We start from the raw sequence: 16,771 nt of genomic DNA on the forward strand, positions 1-16,771 counted from the left end.
TTGCAGCTATGGTTTTTAATTTTTTTATCGATTACTTAAAGCATCGTTTTACCGCTAAAAGCAGACATGGTACGCACTCTCCGTTTGTTTATAAATTAACAGATGAGGTAATTTACGATTTTAAGTCAAAAAATGATTACAAAAGTATAGAGGAACAGAGAAAAAAACTTTTGAATGACGATGCCGTAATCGAGGTTACAGACTTGGGGGCGGGGTCTCACCTGAATAAAAACAGGAAAAAAAGTGTTAAGGAAATTGCAAAGAATGCGCTCAAGAGTCCTCGGCTTGCTCAGTTGATCTATCGCCTGTCTGGGGAACGAAATCCTGAACTGATCATTGAATTGGGTACTTGTCTGGGTATTACGACAGCTTATCTCTCCAGGTCATCGCCTGAGGCAAAAGTGATCACCATAGAAGGGTGTCCGCAAACAGCTAAAGTGGCTGCTCAGAATTTTAAGGATTTGGGACTGAACCAAGTGGAGCTGGAAGTCGGCAATTTTGATGAAATCCTCCCAGGTCTGATAGATAGGCAGAAAAAACTGGATTTTGTATATGTAGATGGCAACCATCGCAAAGAGGCTACACTGAATTATTTTAAATGGTGCCTCCCGAAAGTGCAGGAACATTCCTTGCTTATCTTTGATGATATTTACTGGAGTAAGGGTATGAAGGAAGCCTGGGAAGAGATCAAACAACACCCTGACGTTACTGTAACGGTCGATTTATTCTGGATCGGTTTAGTCTATTTCAGAAAAGGACAGGTAAAGGAGCATTTTAAAATCAAGTATTGATTAAAAGGCTTCTGCCAGACTGATGTAGAAACCACTCTGGCGCTTTTCGTGAGGTGGTTTTTCTCCGATACCATAGTCAAGTCGTACGCTCAGGCCTTTTGCCGGATCAAAGAAATAACGTCCGCCACCTCCATAAGTAGGTTTGAAGTATTTGAGTGAAAAATCACCGTTGGCAAAAACGCGCCCGGCCCCAGCAAAGGCAACAAGACCAAATCTATTGGTAAAACGGTATCTGAGTTCGGTTTGAGCAGTAATGAGATTTTCGTCCCTGTACCTTCCGCGATAGTAACCGCGCATCATTTCATCATTTCCCAGCTGCGGCAGAAGATAGAATGGTGTGTTCTTACTTTGAACAGTATGATAGAATCCGTTTACGCCTAAGACCAGGCGGTTGGCCAGTGGCCAGAAGTTACTTACGGTAACTTTGATCTGACTGGTGTTGAATTCATTGCTGGAAAAAAAATTCGGGGCATACTGGTAGGTAACCCGGCCGAAGAAACCTTTGGTTGGATAGTTGTTGGAATTTCGGGTGTCATAACTTTGAGAGGCCCCAATATAGACCAGATCTCCTCCGTTTTTGCCATGGATATTAGGATTGGTGGCAAAAATGCCGCCATTTCCTCTGTCGGTATAGCTGTAATTTTCGTAACCAATGGAAACACCGGTGTAGGTGTAAGGGATCAGACTTTTTTCGGCTTCAAGCAGGATTTTGAATTGTTTTTCCAGCAGTTTGTTCTCATCGGCATGATGCGTTTTATTGCCTATACCATAAAAATTGAATGGATTCCTTCTGAAGATGAGTTCACCTATGAGGTGAAATTTATTCTGGCTGGTGTATATATCATTTCTGAGGGTAAAATTGTACTGTTTCTTGGTAGATACGGAGGTCATCAATGAAAAATTTGAGCTTCGGTTTAGCGTGTCTTTACGGTCCATATACGTAGAGAAAAGGCCACCCAGACCGAATTCAAAGCCAGTTTCCTGGCTGTATCCTAATACCGGGATGGGCATAAAGCTTGGTCTCCTGGTGGTATCAATTTCATTGGAGAGCATCTTTTTGATGAGTTTCTTTTGTGCGAAGGTAGGGAGGGTTATGGAAAATAAAATGGTGAGCAGTGTAATCTTCTTCATTGCCGCAAAAGTACTAGAACTGATGGAATATTTTAATTTATATTTAGATGGAAAAGAATTGCTCTTCGGGATTTGTTCAGATTAATGTAGTAGTTTTGGAGTTTATTTAAGCTTAAATATGCAGTTGAGTATCTTAAAAAACAGGTATAGTGTCTTGTTTTCTTTTATTATTGTTTTCCTGATCAGTTCTTTTTTAATCAGGACAGGCTTACTGGTGGCCTCTTTAGTGAAAACAGATTTGAGTTTTCTGGCGATTTTAAAAATCTACTTTACCGGAACCTTTTTTGATTTAGGGGTTTCTTTTTTTATCGTTGTATCCTACGCTTTATACTTGCTTCTGCTGCCGCAGAAATGGAACAATTCAAAATTTAACCGGATTGCTACCTATATATGGCTGTTCCTGGTGGTTTTGATTTTTATGTTTTCCTTTTTTGCAGAAATTACGTTCTGGCAGGAATTTGAAAGCCGGTTTAATTTTATTGCGGTAGACTACCTGATTTATACGTATGAGGTAATTAACAATATTAATGAGTCTTATCCTTTGCCTGTTTTAATTGGAGGAATTCTCTTGCTGACTTCAGCTGTTATGTACCTTTTTTATAAGAAGAAGGTTTTTACAAACAGCTTTTATTCCAATACGCCTTTCTCCAGGCGTTTGGTGATTTCAGGACTGCTTATTGGTCTGGCTGTGGTGTATGGTTTTTTTGTCAGCAATAGTCTGGCCGATGGCTCGCAGAACCGGTATCAGAATGAACTTTCAAAGGCAGGCGTATATTCTTTCTTTGCCGCATTTAAGAACAACGAATTAAATTATAATGATTTTTATCCTTTGATAGAAAAGAAGCTGGCTTATCAGATGATTCGAAAAGAATTGTCTGAACAGGGGAGTGCTTATGTGAAGGACGGGAATTCGGTAAGAAGAAAAATTGATAATGGCAATTCTGCTTACAGACCAAATGTAATCATGATTACGGTGGAGAGTTTAAGTGCTGAATTTCTTGGGGCATTTGGAAGTAAGTCCAACTTGACTCCTGTATTGGATTCACTGGCAAAAGAAAATGTCTTGTTTACAAATATGTATGCTACGGGTACCAGAACTGTGCGTGGTATGGAGGCTTTGTCTTTGTGTGTGCCGCCAACACCCGGAAGTAGTATTGTGCGACGGCCGGGAAATGAAAAGCTGACTACAGTAGGTCATATCTTTCAACAGGCCGGCTATAACCGTACTTTTTTTTATGGGGGTGATGGTTATTTCGATAATATGAACCAATATTTCGGAAGTAATGGTTTTGATATTGTAGATCGGGGTAAAAAAATCATGGTTGGTGAATCTTATACCACTAAGAGAACCATCATAACGGACGATCGGGTAAAATTTGAAAATGCCTGGGGGATTAGTGACGAAGATCTTTATGATGCTGTGATCAGAGGATCTGATCAGTACGATAAGGAAGGGAAACCCTTCTACAATTTTGTGATGACGACTTCAAATCATCGTCCTTTTACTTATCCAGCGGGTAAGATTAATATCCCTTCTGGTAGCGGACGTGACGGCGCAATAAGATATACAGATTATACGATCGGTGAATTTTTAAAGAAAGCGAAAACAAAGCCCTGGTTTAAGAATACCGTAATCATTATTGTTGCAGATCATTGTGCAAGCAGTGCCGGAAAGAATGAGATAGATATCAGTAAATATCACATTCCCTGCATTATTGTCAATCTGCAGTCTACACCGTCTAAGGTGATTGATCAGACTTGTTCCCAGATTGATCTTTATCCGACTTTATTTAAGCTGATGGGCTGGAATTATGAAAGTAATCTATATGGGAAAAATGTACTGGACCCGGGTTATGATTCCAGAATCGTTCTTGGTACTTATCAGAAACTGGCTTATATGAAAAAGGATAGTTTGGTTATTTTAAGTCCTCAGCAAAAGATAGAGACCTATATATATAATAGGGAAACGAATGAACAGCTCCCGGCTAAATTTCCTGAGCCAATTATACAGCAGGCCATTTCCAATTATCAAACCGCTTACGACCTTTTTAAGAACAGTGGATTGCATTGGTGATCTGTGCAGAACAGATAAGCTTGTGCGGGTTTAAGATTATTTGTCTATTTTTGCGCTTTATTTAAAAAACAAGATGAGCACAAGAGGACCAATATCGAAATTTATGGAGACGAATTATCTCCACTTTAATTCGGCAGCTATGATGGATGCCGCCAAAGGCTACGAAACCCATTTAGATGAAGGGGGTAAAATGATGATCACCCTGGCTGGTGCAATGAGTACAGCTGAACTGGGTATTTCGTTGGCGGAGATGATCCGTCAGGATAAAGTATCTATTATTTCCTGTACAGGTGCGAACCTTGAAGAGGACATCATGAACCTTGTGGCCCACTCACATTATAAAAGGGTTCCTAATTATCGTGACCTGAGCCCTCAGGACGAATGGGACCTTTTGGAGAATCATTACAACAGGGTTACAGATACTTGTATTCCTGAAGAAGAAGCTTTCCGCAGACTGCAAAAACACATTCATAAATTATGGAAAGATGCAGACACAGCAGGTGAGCGTTATTTTCCGCATGAATTCATGTATAAAATGCTGTTGAGCGGTGATCTTGAACAATATTATGAAATCGATCCGAAAAATTCATGGATGCTGGCTGCAGCAGAGAAAAACCTGCCAATCGTTGTACCGGGATGGGAAGATTCTACTATGGGTAATATCTTCGCCTCTTACGTGATGAAAGGTGAACTGAAAGCAACAACCATGAAAAGCGGTATTGAATATATGGGCTGGCTGGCTGATTGGTATATTGCCAACAGTTCGGGTAAAGGAATCGGGTTTTTCCAGATTGGTGGAGGTATTGCCGGCGATTTCCCGATTTGCGTTGTACCAATGCTTTATCAGGATATGGAAATGGAGAACATTCCATTCTGGAGTTATTTCTGTCAGATCTCTGATTCTACGACTTCTTACGGCTCTTATTCTGGTGCCGTACCTAATGAAAAGATTACCTGGGGTAAGCTGGATATTCATACCCCAAAATTTATTGTAGAGTCTGATGCAACGATCGTTGCACCATTAATATTTGCATGGATATTAAAAATGTAATTTTAAAATCCAAAATTATCTCTCACTTTTAGGGGGAGTGAAAATCAGTGGTTTTTAAAAAAGCTGCTGATTTTCTTCGTTTAGAGCATTTCAGGGCATAGTTTAGAATGATTATAAATTGTATTTCCTGTCATTTATTTGTCATTGATAACTTAATAAACTTTACTTTTGTTCACGTTTTTGATGATAGATCTAAGTTTAAACATCAATTACAACTGTAAGTTTTTTAAAAAATTGTATAAAATACTCATTATGAGGAATATCTCATTGATCATTAGAAGAGTTTGGAAGTCGGCATTCATGTTAACGGCTCTATCTGTTTTAATCGTTTCTGGTACACAGGCACAGGATGCAGCAGAAGGAAGGAAAATTTTTAAGGAAAAATGTACTTCTTGTCACGCTTTAGACCGTGATATGACCGGACCTGCTTTACAAGTAATAGTGCCAACGAAAAGTGAGGCATTCTTGTTGAAGTGGATTAACAATGCACCTGCATTTATCGCTTCGGGAGACAAAGAAGCTGTTGAAGCTTCTAAATGGAATCCAAATGCAGAGATGACTGCATTTCCTTCGCTGACTCCGGAGCAAATTAAAAGTATCCTTGCTTATGTAAAAGCAGGTGAGCCTAAAAAAGAAGGTGATAAACCCGGAACTGCTGTTCAGGAAGAAGTATCTAACTTCTCTCTTGCTGGTGTGGTTGCGGTTATCCTGATCTCTATCGTTGTTCTTGTGGTATTGGGTCGCGCAATTAAAATGTTGGAGCGTCTGATTCTGAAGAAACAAGGTATTGAGGTGGTTGAGGAAGAAAAAGTTTCCCTGGCTGCTGGTTTAGGTGTCTTATTTAAAAACAAGAAATTCGTTTTCTTCTTTATCCTGTGTCTGGTGATTACACTAGGTTCATTTGGATGGATGGGAATGTGGAATACAGGTGTTCATACAGGCTATCAGCCGGTTCAGCCAATCAAGTTCTCTCACGAACTGCATGCTGGAACGAATCAGATTGACTGCCAGTATTGTCACTCAGGTGCGTTCAAATCTAAAAATGCATCTATACCTTCATTGAATGTTTGTATGAACTGTCACAAACAGGTTCAGGCAAGAGATAACCATGATGGTAACATTTCTCCTGAGATCCAGAAAATCTATAACGCTCTTGGATACGATGCGGACAAAATGACTTACGATAAAACCAAGGAAAAACCTATCGAGTGGGTTCGTGTTCACAACCTTCCTGATTTTGCTTATTTCAACCACTCACAACACGTTGTTGTTGCAGAGAAAGCGATCCGTAAAGCAAAAGGTTTAAAACCAAATGAGCCGGTTTGTTTCGCTTGTCACGGTCCTGTGAATACGATGGAAGAAATTTACCAGTATTCTCCTTTGACAATGAAATGGTGTATCAACTGTCATAAAGACACCAAATTGGATGTGAAGGATAATGCATTCTATACGAAGATCATCGAAGCACATGAGAAGATCAAAAAAGGCGAAAAAATTACGCCTGCTGCCCTGGGTGGTTTAGAGTGTGGTAAATGTCACTATTAATAGAGAGTTTAGTTAAAAAAGAACGTTCGATAAACAGTAATAAAGCTTAAATGGAAAGCAATAAAAAATACTGGAAAGGCCTAGAAGAGTATAAAAACACTCCGGATTTTGTTGAAAACAACAAAAACGAATTTGCTGAGCCACTTCCAATAGAAGATGTTTTAAATGAAGCAGGATTAAGTACAGTAACTCCTCGCCGCGACTTTTTAAAGGCGTTAGGTTTTGGTTTAGGTGCGGTAACCCTTGCGGCTTGTCAGCCAACACCAGTTGTAAAATCAATTCCTTATTTAGTAAAACCGGAAGAGGTTGTTCCGGGTATACCTAACTATTATGTGTCCACTTATAACGGACAAAGTATATTGGTAAAAACAAGAGAAGGAAGACCAATTAAGATTGAAGCAAATCCGAATGCCGGTGAATTCAATTGTGGTACTGATGCACAGGCTCAAGCTTCTGTTCTGGATCTTTATGATGTTTCAAAACTTAAAGCACCTGTTTTAAAGAACGATGAAACTACATGGGCCAAGGTAGATGAGTTTGTTAAAGCTGAGCTGAATAAGGTTCAGGCTTCAGGCAAAAAGATCCGTATCGTTTCTTCGTCTGTAAACAGTCCTTCAACAAAAAGTGTTGTAGCTGATTTTACTGCCGCTTATCCAAATACAAAACATGTTCAGTATGATGCTGTTTCTTATACCGGTATCATTAAAGCGAACGAAAATAGCTTCGGTAAGGCTGTAATCCCTAAATATAATTTCGATAAAGCAGATCTGATCGTAAGTTTCGGTGCAGATTTCTTAGGTACCTGGATCAGCGGTGAAGAATTTACTGCCCAGTATATCTCTAACAGAAATTATAAAACCTTAGCAAAAGGAAAAATGTCTCGTCACTTCCAGTTTGAGGCTGGGATGAGTTTAACTGGTACAAATGCAGATACGCGTTTGCCAATTAAATTATCTGAAGAAGGACCTGCATTAATTACCTTATATAATACCATCACTGGAAATAACCTTCCTGGTGGATCTTTGCCAAACAATACAAGTGCAGATAAAGCATTGAAATTGGTAGGTAAAGAATTGTTAATGAATAAAGGAAAATCTCTTGTAGTTTCCGGATCGAATGATGTATCTACACAGATCCTTGTCAATGCGATCAATGCTGCTATTGGTAGTTACGGAACCACAATTGATCTGGATAATCCTTGTAAGCGTTATTCAGGAAATGATGCGGAATTTGCAGAACTGATCAATGAAATGAACAGGGGCGAAGTTGCTGCAGTTTTCTTCCTGAACAGCAACCCGGCTTATGATGCAATTAATGCGAAAGCATTTACGGATGCTTTATCTAAAGTAGGACTAAAGGTTTCTTTCTCTGATAGAAAAGATGAGACCTCTACTTTATGTGATGTGATTGCAACAAATCAGAACTATCTGGAATCATGGGGTGATGCAAATGCTTATGAAGGATATTATTCTGTAATACAGCCAACAATTAATCCGGTATTTAATTCTCGTCAGGCAGAGCAAAGTTTATTGGTTTGGTCTAATGGCCCTGTTCAGGAATATTACCAATATGTTCGTAACAACTGGGAGAAAAATATTTTGCCTTCTTTGGGTAAAACATGGAATGAGTTGTTGCAGACAGGAGCTTTCTCTGCTAATGCAAAATCTGCAGGTGCTTATAGTTTTAGCTTGTCACTGGCTGCTGTTGCACAATCTATCTCCAACAGCTCTAAAGCTTTAGCTAAAGATATTGAATTGCAGGTTTATGAAAGTGTGCCGATGCGTGATGGTAAACATGCAAATAATGCATTCCTTCTGGAATTACCTGATCCGGTTTCTAAAGTAACCTGGGACAACTATGTAGCTATCGCTCCTAAATTTGCTGAAAAATTAGGTTTCAAAGAATTTGACGTTGTATCTGTTAAAGGTGCAAACGGATATACAATTGAATTGCCTGTATTGATCCAGCCAGGACAAGCTGTTGGAACAGTTTCCATCGCTTTAGGTTATGGCCGTACGAAAGTAGGTAAGGCAGGAGATAATGTGGGTAAGAACGCTTTCCCTTTTGTAAGTTTCACTAACGGAACCTTGCAATATGCAACTACGGTAAGTCTTTCTAAAACAGGTTCAACTTATGAACTTGCTCAAACGCAAACACACTATTCTTTTGAAGGAAGAAATATCATCCGCGAAGCGACTTTTAAAGAATATGTAAAAGATCCTGCTGCTGGTTCAGGTAACCATGGCGAAAAACATAAATCTTATGATTTATGGGATAAATATGAGAAACCAGGTAACAACTGGGTAATGGCAATCGATCTGAATGCTTGTACTGGTTGCGGTTCTTGTATTGTAGCTTGTAACGTAGAGAACAACATTCCTGTTGTTGGCCGTGACGAGGTTCGCAGAAGAAGAGAGATGCACTGGATCCGTATTGATCGTTATTATAGCTTTGAAGAAGAAGGTAAGAACGTGACTGAGGAGAAAGAGATCGCTCACATGGAAAATATGGATAAAGTAACGGTTGTTCACCAGCCAATGCTTTGTCAGCACTGCGACCATGCACCTTGCGAAACAGTTTGCCCGGTACTGGCAACGGTACACTCTTCAGATGGTTTGAACCACATGGCTTATAACCGTTGTGTTGGAACACGTTACTGCGCAAACAACTGTCCTTACAAAGTACGTCGTTTCAATTGGTTCAACTACTGGAACGATTCGCGTTTCGACAATTACCTGAACAATGAGTTCACTCAACTGGTACTTAACCCAGATGTAACTACTCGTTTCAGAGGGGTAATGGAGAAATGCTCTATGTGTATTCAACGTATACAGGCAGGTAAACTGAAAGCTAAGATTGAAAAACGTCCGTTGAAAGATGGCGATATTAAAATGGCTTGTCAGCAAGCGTGTTCAGCAAATGCAATCATCTTTGGTGATGGTAACGATCCGGAATCGGAAGTTTCTAAAGCATTACGTAGTGAGCGTACTTACTATGTTCTGGAAGAACTTAACGTTCAGCCAGGTGTTGGATATATGACAAAAATTAGAAATACAGATACAGTACAAGCGTAAGCTGATATTAAAGAAAATATAATATGTCAGGACATAACGAATCAATATTAAGAGAGCCATTAATCACCGGAAATAACATCACGTATGCAAAAATTACGGATGATATTCTAACACCGGTAGAGAATAAGCCAAATAAGGCATGGTGGATAGGCTTTATCGTTGCCTCACTGGGGGCTTTACTTTGGGTGGTAGCAGTAAGTTACACCTTCTGGAATGGTATCGGTGCATGGGGTTTAAATAAAACAGTAGGTTGGGCCTGGGACATCACCGGCTTCGTATGGTGGGTGGGTATTGGTCACGCCGGTACTTTGATCTCGGCTGTATTGCTGCTTTTCCGCCAGAACTGGAGGAATTCAATTAACCGTTCCGCAGAGGCGATGACCATTTTCGCCGTTATTTGTGCAGCGACTTATGTAGTGTCTCACATGGGTAGACCATGGTTGGCTTACTGGGTACTTCCGTTGCCAAATCAGTTCGGATCTTTGTGGGTAAACTTTAACTCGCCGCTGGTATGGGATATGTTTGCAATCTCCACTTATTTCTCTGTATCCTTATTATTCTGGTATACAGGTTTATTACCGGATATCGCGACAATCCGCGACCGAGCAGTTGGTGTAAAACGTAAAGTATATACTGTTCTTTCTTTTGGTTGGACGGGTAATGTAAAAACATGGCAACGTTTTGAGGCAGTGTCCTTAATCTTAGCTGGTATTTCTACACCACTTGTACTTTCTGTACACACCATTGTATCCATGGACTTTGCAACTTCAGTAATTCCGGGATGGCATACAACGATTTTCCCTCCTTACTTTGTTGCAGGGGCGATCTTCTCAGGTTTTGCGATGGTGTTAACACTTCTATTGGTAGCACGTAAGGTATTGGGCCTGGAGAATTACATCACCATGTTCCATATTGAATCGATGAATAAAATCATCATTCTTACAGGTTCCATCGTTGGTGTTGCTTATTTAACAGAGTTCTTTATCGCTTGGTATTCCGGTTCTGAGTATGAGCAATATGCATTTATCAACCGTTCTACTGGTCCTTACTGGTGGGCATACTGGATGATGATGACTTGTAACGTAATTTCTCCACAGTTGTTGTGGTTCAAAAAGATCCGTACCAGCATTCCCGCAACCTGGATTTTATCCATTGTGGTTAACATCGGTATGTGGTTTGAGCGTTTCGTAATTATCGTTACTTCATTACACCGCGACTATCTTCCTTCAAGCTGGGCAATGTTTTATCCAACCTGGGTTGACGTGAGTGTGTTTGTTGGATCTATTGGTTTGTTCTTTACCTTGTTCCTGTTGTTCTTAAGGGTATTACCTTCTATTGCAATTGCCGAGGTTAAGTTATTGCTGAAGAGCGCGAGTGAGCAGGCTAAAATGGAGTTGATCAAAGACGGTCACTTAGAAAGAGAACAAGTTAAGGAATATGTTGAGTCCTTAGAGAAGTTCGATAGTGTTAAACAAGAAGAATACGCAAAAATATAACGATGAGTAATATCAAATATATCTTAGGCAGTTTTGGCGATCCTGACGAAATGATGCATGGCATCGATAAGTTGCAGGAGAATAATATTAAGATACATGATGTATATACCCCAATGCCGATCCACGGTATTGAGGCTAAATTAGGAGTTAAACGTTCCCGGTTGGATATCGCTGCATTTTGTTTTGGAATTACCGGAACAATGACCATGCTTAGCTTTGTTTACTATGCTGCTGCATGGGACTGGCCGGTTAATATAGGTGGAAAGCCTCACTTTGCTTTACCGGATTTTATTCCGATTACCTTTGAGTTGACCATTTTGTTCTGTGCTTTTGGTTTAGTGGGTTCTTATTATGCTTCTACGCATTTGTTCCCGGGAAGAGCACCAAGGGTAATGGATCTGAGAGCAACTGATGATCGGTTTATTATCGCTATAGATGCTAAAGAAAATGCTGAACACAGCAAAATTGATGGTTTATTAAAGGACGCAGGTGCTTTAGAAGTAAAATATAATGAAAGGAAGTATATTAGCTATGAATAAGACTAAAATAGTATGTGTGGCGTTTTTTGCATTCACTGTAGCTGTGTCTCTTTCATCATGCAGAAATAAACGCAGTACTGGCTTGGAATACGCAAGGAACATGTATGATCCTATTGCTTATAATCCGGATCAGCCGAATAAGAACTTTGCAAATGGTCAGACGGCGCAGACACCTCCGCCAAATACAGATCCTATTGGATTTGTTAAATATGAATATGCAAATACCAAAGAAGGTTATGAGGCCGCTGGTAAAAACCTGGTGAACCCATTGCCTTTAACAGAAGCGAATCTGGTATCAGGTAAACATTACTTTACTGTTTTCTGTTCGCCTTGTCATGGTGATAAAGGAGATGGAAAAGGGCACCTTGTACAGATTGAGAAGTTTACTGGTGTACCTGCTTATCATGGTGATGCTGCTTCTTCAAGAGGTGGTCTTATGAAAGATTTGTCTGCCGGTAAAATCTATCATACAATTATGTATGGTTTAAACAATATGGGCTCGCATGCTTCACAGCTGTCTCCTGAAGAGAGATGGAAAGTAGTGATGTATGTTCAACAATTACAAAAAATACAATAGAAAAGCAAGAATAAATGGGAACTCATAATTATAATTTAACTGAGCAGTTTGAGTTTACAGGAAAAGCAAAAACTTTGAGTGTAATCGCTATTGTTATTGGTATAGCGGCTATAGCTTTCGGTTTTTCCAATCATGAACTTCATGAAAGGACTTTTGCAAACCTGTTATTAATGGGATATTACTTTGCATGCGTATGTATGTCAGGTGCATTCTTTCTAGCAGTTCAATTTGTTGCACAGGCGGGATGGTCTGCTGCTATTTTACGTGTGCCGCAGGCGATGGCAAAAACATTACCTATTGCGGTTGTGATCTTAATCGCTATTGTTGGATTAGGTTTATACACACACAATTTATATCACCACTGGAATGCTCCGGGATTAACGGATAAAGGTGCTGCCAATTATGATAAAATCATTGATGGTAAATCTCCTTTCTTAAATGTACCTTTCTTTATGGCGCGTCAGGTGATCTTCCTTGGGGTATACAGCTTTTTTGCTGTATTGCTTTCTAAGTTATCTGCTAACGAAGATTTAGAGGGTGGTTTAAATTCTTACAGAAAGAGCTTTAAGTATTCTTGTATCTTCCTGGTAATTTACGGATTTACTACACCTATTTTTGCATTCGATACGATTATGTCTCTTGAGGCACACTGGTTCTCTACTATGTTTGGCTGGTATAATTTTGCCGCAATGTGGGTGAGCAGTTTAGCAACTATGGCCATCATTATTATCCTGTTAAAGAAAGCGGGTTATATGTCGTTTGTGAACAATAGTCATTTACACAATTTAGGTCAGTTTATTTTCGGTTTCTCTATCTTCTGGACTTATGTATGGTTCGCTCAGTTCTTGCTGATCTACTATGCAAACATGCCTGAGGAAACAGTTTACTTCTATAAACGATTTGAGTTTTATAAAATCTGGTTCTATTTGAACCTTGCGCTGAACTTTTTATCTCCGGTATTATTGTTAATGGACCGCGATAACAAGAGAAATGAAAATACGTTACTGGCCGTTTCTATCCTGGTATTGGTAGGACACTGGGTGGATTATTATCAGATGATCATGCCAGGAGCTGTTGAAGAAGGCCAGAATGGATTTGGATTTATTGAAATCGGAACTGCGATTGGTTTTGTAGGATTGTTTACCTTTACGGTATTAACAGCCCTGAGCAAAAAACCTTTGGTAGCGAAGAACCATCCATTTTTACAGGAAAGTTTAAATCACCATTTGTAAGTGGTGGTTATATAGAGTATATAGATTAATAGTATAATGGAAGTACAGCGTACTACTTTTAAGAAAATGAGTTTAAGAAAATTTATAAGTAATAAGACAATGGCGGTTTTAGCAGTTCTTTTAACTGCATTTGCAAACACCAGCGCATTTGCACAGGAAGCTGCTGCCGGTGCTGCCGCTACGGCTGCAGCCAAACCCGTTGATATGGAACCGATCTATAAGTCGGCAATATTTTATGCGCTGCTCTTTTTGCTGCTGTGTTTATTTATAGCCATAGTAGGAAAAGCTTTAAGGGTTTATGAACTGACCCGCGAAGCCCAGGATAAGCCGATGGGGATTAACTGGAATGCGATTAACGGTAGCTTGTTTGCCTTATTCTTAATTGTAGGTTTATACGGTGTATATTGGGAATATACAGTTCATGGTAACATGATACTGCCTGAAGCAGCTTCTGAACACGGTAAGAAGATAGATAATATGTTTAATATTACATTAATCATTACAACTATCGTATTTGTTCTGACCCACATTTTCCTTTTTGCTTTCTCTTATTTCTACAAACACTCAGGAAAAAGAAAAGCTTACTATTATCCGCACAACAATACCCTGGAGAAAATCTGGACATTTATTCCTGCCTTGGTTTTAACCGTATTGGTATTAATGGGTTTCCTAACCTGGAGGTCCATCTTCTATAAGGTTGAAGATCCTAATAACAAGCCAATCAATATTGAGATCACCTCTCAGCAGTTTGCATGGACTATTCGTTATGCAGGTAAAGATGGTGTTGTGGGCCGTAAGAACTTTAAATTGATTACAGGTGTAAACGGCCTAGGAGTTGATTTTAAAGATAAAAATGCAATGGATGATTTACTGGCTGATGAGATGGTTATTCCTGTAAATAAACCAGTAAAATTAATTCTTACAAGTAAAGATGTTCTACACAGTTTCTACATGCCTAATTTTAGGGTACAGTTGAATACTGTTCCTGGTATGGCTTCTTTCTTCGAATTTACGCCAACGATTACAACCGCAGAGATGCAGGTTAAAACAGGTGACCCAAGTTTTAAATATTTGTTTTACTGCTCGAAAATTTGCGGATCTGGGCACTATAATATGCAAAAGACAGTTAGAGTTGTTTCTCAGGAAGAGTATAATGCCTGGATTGCGAAACAACCAACTTACTTAACTAACGATTTGAGGAAGCAGTTTGGTTTACCTTTGGTAGCTGACCCGGCTGCACCAGCAGCTACAGCTGCTGAGCCTGCTGCAAAGGATACTGCTGCAGTGAAAACAAATCAATTGGCTTTAAAAAAATAAAAATACTGGAATAGAGCATTATGTCAACGATAACATTACACGATACACATAACCACGATGATCATGCACATGGTCATCACAAGGAAACATTCTTAACGAAGTATGTTTTTAGCCAGGATCACAAAATGATAGCTAAACAGTTCCTGATAACTGGTATCATCATGGCTGTGATTGCAATGGGCTTGTCTATATTATTCCGTCTTCAACTGGCCTGGCCAGATAAGAGTTTCCCTATTCTGGAAACGTTTTTAGGAAGATGGGCTGAAGGAGGTCGTATCAGGCCAGATTTCTATCTTGCCCTGGTAACGATACATGGTACCATCATGGTATTCTTTGTATTGACTGCCGGGTTGAGCGGTACCTTTAGTAACTTATTGATTCCATTACAGATCGGAGCAAGGGATATGGCTTCACCATTCCTTAACATGCTTTCTTACTGGTTCTTCTTTACTGCCTGTGTGATCATGATGAGTTCATTCTTCATCCAGACTGGTCCTGCCAGTGCGGGGTGGACGGTGTATCCTCCACTATCTGCCTTACCGAAAGCTATTGATGGTTCAGGATTAGGTATGACACTTTGGTTGGTGAGTATGATCTGCTTTGTGGCTTCTTCACTAATGGGTGGTATCAATTACGTATCTACTGTATTGAACATGCGTACTAAAGGTATGGATCTTTGGAAAATGCCTTTGACCATCTGGGCGTTCTTCCTGACTGCTATTTTAGGTATCTTATCTTTCCCGGTACTGGTTGCTGGTGTAGTTCTTTTAATTTTTGACAGAAGTTTTGGTACAAGTTTCTACCTTTCTGATATTGTTATAGGTACACAGGTTCTTCCGAATGAAGGTGGTTCGCCAATCTTATGGCAACACTTATTCTGGTTCCTTGGTCACCCAGAGGTATATATTGTAATTATGCCTGCTTTGGGTATTTCGTCTGAGGTGATTTCTATCAATGCAAGAAAACCAATTTTCGGTTACCATGCGATGATTTACTCTTTGATCGGGATTACTGTATTGTCCTTTATCGTTTGGGGTCACCACATGTTTGTAACGGGTATGAATCCTTTATTGGGTGGTGTGTTTATGATCACAACGCTGATCATTGCGGTACCATCTGCTGTAAAGACGTTTAACTACCTGGCTACTTTATGGAGAGGTAATATCCGTTTTACACCAGCTATGCTTTTTGCTATTGGTTTGGTGTCTTTCTTTATCTCAGGTGGTTTAACCGGTATCTTCTTAGGAAATGCTTCCCTGGATATTAATTTACATGATACTTATTTTGTTGTAGCTCACTTCCACCTTGTAATGGGATCGGCTGCTATATTTGGTATGCTTGCTGGTGTTTACCACTGGTATCCAAAAATGTTTGGAAGAATGATGAATGCTAAATTGGGCTATCTTCACTTCTGGGTAACATTTATTTGTGCCTACCTGGTGTTCTTTCCATTACACTTCTTAGGTTTGGATGGTGTGCCACGTCGTTACTATGCATTTACTGAGTTTGAGTTTATGCAGAAATGGGTAACTGTGAACATTTTTGTAACCTGGTCTGCTATTATCGCTGCCCTGGCACAAGTTGCGTTCCTGTTTAACTTCTTCTATTCTATCTTTAAAGGTAAAAAAGCACCTCAAAATCCTTGGGAAGCCAATACTTTAGAGTGGACTACTCCAGTAGAGCATTTACATGGCAATTGGCCAGGTGAAATTCCAACTGTATACCGTTGGCCATATGATTACAGTAAACCAGGTGCTGATGCGGATTTTATTCCTCAGACGGTTCCTTTCTCTCAAACCATGAGCTCAAATATGCCGCATGATTTTGAAGGAAATACTGAAGCTGAACGTATCCAGAATGACTGGAACTTGAAACAACAATCATTAGAGAAATCTAAACAAGACTAATACTAGTTTTGAATATACTATTGGGTATCTGCAGTGA

General features: G+C 39.6%; 12 protein-coding genes. 11 read left to right on the forward strand and 1 reads right to left on the reverse strand.

Annotated features, from left to right (window positions below):
* Positions 1-8: 8 nt before the first annotated feature.
* Complete coding sequence (locus R2S08_RS13650) at positions 9-791, forward strand: class I SAM-dependent methyltransferase (protein WP_316835948.1); 783 nt, start codon at positions 9-11, stop codon at positions 789-791.
* On the opposite strand, the gene R2S08_RS13655 is transcribed toward R2S08_RS13650, so the two are convergent.
* A complete protein-coding gene (locus R2S08_RS13655) occupies positions 792-1,922 on the reverse strand; it encodes a BamA/TamA family outer membrane protein (protein ID WP_316835713.1) in 1,131 nt (376 codons plus the stop codon).
* Between the two features lie 118 nt (positions 1,923-2,040).
* Between R2S08_RS13655 and R2S08_RS13660 the strand changes: the two genes are divergently transcribed.
* From R2S08_RS13660 to R2S08_RS13705, 10 genes are all read left to right on the forward strand, one after another.
* Positions 2,041-3,996, forward strand: a complete 1,956-nt coding sequence (locus tag R2S08_RS13660) for an LTA synthase family protein (RefSeq protein WP_316835714.1) — start codon at positions 2,041-2,043, stop codon at positions 3,994-3,996.
* A gap of 73 nt (positions 3,997-4,069) precedes the next feature.
* Complete coding sequence (locus tag R2S08_RS13665; protein ID WP_108554189.1) at positions 4,070-5,047, forward strand: deoxyhypusine synthase family protein; 978 nt, start codon at positions 4,070-4,072, stop codon at positions 5,045-5,047.
* Between the two features lie 252 nt (positions 5,048-5,299).
* Positions 5,300-6,592: a c-type cytochrome gene (locus R2S08_RS13670; protein ID WP_316835715.1), complete on the forward strand. Its 1,293-nt coding sequence runs from the start codon at positions 5,300-5,302 to the stop codon at positions 6,590-6,592.
* 50 nt (positions 6,593-6,642) lie between these two features.
* Positions 6,643-9,666, forward strand: coding sequence for a TAT-variant-translocated molybdopterin oxidoreductase (locus R2S08_RS13675; protein WP_316835716.1), 3,024 nt, complete (start codon positions 6,643-6,645; stop codon positions 9,664-9,666).
* 23 nt (positions 9,667-9,689) lie between these two features.
* On the forward strand, positions 9,690-11,162 hold the full coding sequence (gene nrfD / locus R2S08_RS13680) for an NrfD/PsrC family molybdoenzyme membrane anchor subunit (RefSeq protein ID WP_316835717.1): 1,473 nt from the start codon (positions 9,690-9,692) through the stop codon (positions 11,160-11,162).
* A 2-nt stretch (positions 11,163-11,164) separates the two neighbouring features.
* Positions 11,165-11,701 carry a DUF3341 domain-containing protein gene (locus R2S08_RS13685; RefSeq protein WP_316835718.1) on the forward strand — a complete coding sequence of 179 codons (537 nt, stop codon included), beginning with the start codon at positions 11,165-11,167 and terminating at the stop codon, positions 11,699-11,701.
* Positions 11,673-12,278 carry a cytochrome c gene (locus tag R2S08_RS13690; RefSeq protein WP_316835719.1) on the forward strand — a complete coding sequence of 202 codons (606 nt, stop codon included), beginning with the start codon at positions 11,673-11,675 and terminating at the stop codon, positions 12,276-12,278. The genes R2S08_RS13685 and R2S08_RS13690 overlap by 29 nt, the downstream gene beginning before the upstream one ends.
* A gap of 14 nt (positions 12,279-12,292) precedes the next feature.
* Entirely contained in the window at positions 12,293-13,510 is a 1,218-nt protein-coding gene (locus R2S08_RS13695) for a quinol:cytochrome C oxidoreductase (protein ID WP_133783493.1), read from the forward strand.
* Between the two features lie 36 nt (positions 13,511-13,546).
* Positions 13,547-14,827 (forward strand): cytochrome c oxidase subunit II transmembrane domain-containing protein, encoded by a 1,281-nt coding sequence (locus R2S08_RS13700; RefSeq protein ID WP_316835720.1) that lies wholly within the window; start codon positions 13,547-13,549, stop codon positions 14,825-14,827.
* 20 nt (positions 14,828-14,847) lie between these two features.
* Entirely contained in the window at positions 14,848-16,734 is a 1,887-nt protein-coding gene (locus tag R2S08_RS13705; RefSeq protein ID WP_199233838.1) for a cbb3-type cytochrome c oxidase subunit I, read from the forward strand.
* The last annotated feature ends 37 nt before the right edge of the window (positions 16,735-16,771 follow it).

Origin of the sequence: Pedobacter nutrimenti, from assembly GCF_032678445.1 — a bacterium.
Taxonomy (GTDB): domain Bacteria; phylum Bacteroidota; class Bacteroidia; order Sphingobacteriales; family Sphingobacteriaceae; genus Pedobacter; species Pedobacter nutrimenti_A.

Excerpts from the sequence above, each read along its gene's own strand:
- R2S08_RS13670 (WP_316835715.1), top strand. The coding sequence starts at position 5,300 with ATGAGGAATATCTCATTGATCATTAGAAGAGTTTGGAAGTCGGCATTC.
- R2S08_RS13695 (WP_133783493.1), top strand. The coding sequence starts at position 12,293 with ATGGGAACTCATAATTATAATTTAACTGAGCAGTTTGAGTTTACAGGA.
- R2S08_RS13650 (WP_316835948.1), top strand. The coding sequence starts at position 9 with ATGGTTTTTAATTTTTTTATCGATTACTTAAAGCATCGTTTTACCGCT.
- R2S08_RS13665 (WP_108554189.1), top strand. The coding sequence starts at position 4,070 with ATGAGCACAAGAGGACCAATATCGAAATTTATGGAGACGAATTATCTC.
- R2S08_RS13660 (WP_316835714.1), top strand. The coding sequence starts at position 2,041 with ATGCAGTTGAGTATCTTAAAAAACAGGTATAGTGTCTTGTTTTCTTTT.
- R2S08_RS13705 (WP_199233838.1), top strand. The coding sequence starts at position 14,848 with ATGTCAACGATAACATTACACGATACACATAACCACGATGATCATGCA.
- R2S08_RS13655 (WP_316835713.1), bottom strand. The coding sequence starts at position 1,922 with ATGAAGAAGATTACACTGCTCACCATTTTATTTTCCATAACCCTCCCT.
- R2S08_RS13675 (WP_316835716.1), top strand. The coding sequence starts at position 6,643 with ATGGAAAGCAATAAAAAATACTGGAAAGGCCTAGAAGAGTATAAAAAC.
- nrfD (WP_316835717.1), top strand. The coding sequence starts at position 9,690 with ATGTCAGGACATAACGAATCAATATTAAGAGAGCCATTAATCACCGGA.
- R2S08_RS13690 (WP_316835719.1), top strand. The coding sequence starts at position 11,673 with ATGAAAGGAAGTATATTAGCTATGAATAAGACTAAAATAGTATGTGTG.
- R2S08_RS13700 (WP_316835720.1), top strand. The coding sequence starts at position 13,547 with ATGGAAGTACAGCGTACTACTTTTAAGAAAATGAGTTTAAGAAAATTT.
- R2S08_RS13685 (WP_316835718.1), top strand. The coding sequence starts at position 11,165 with ATGAGTAATATCAAATATATCTTAGGCAGTTTTGGCGATCCTGACGAA.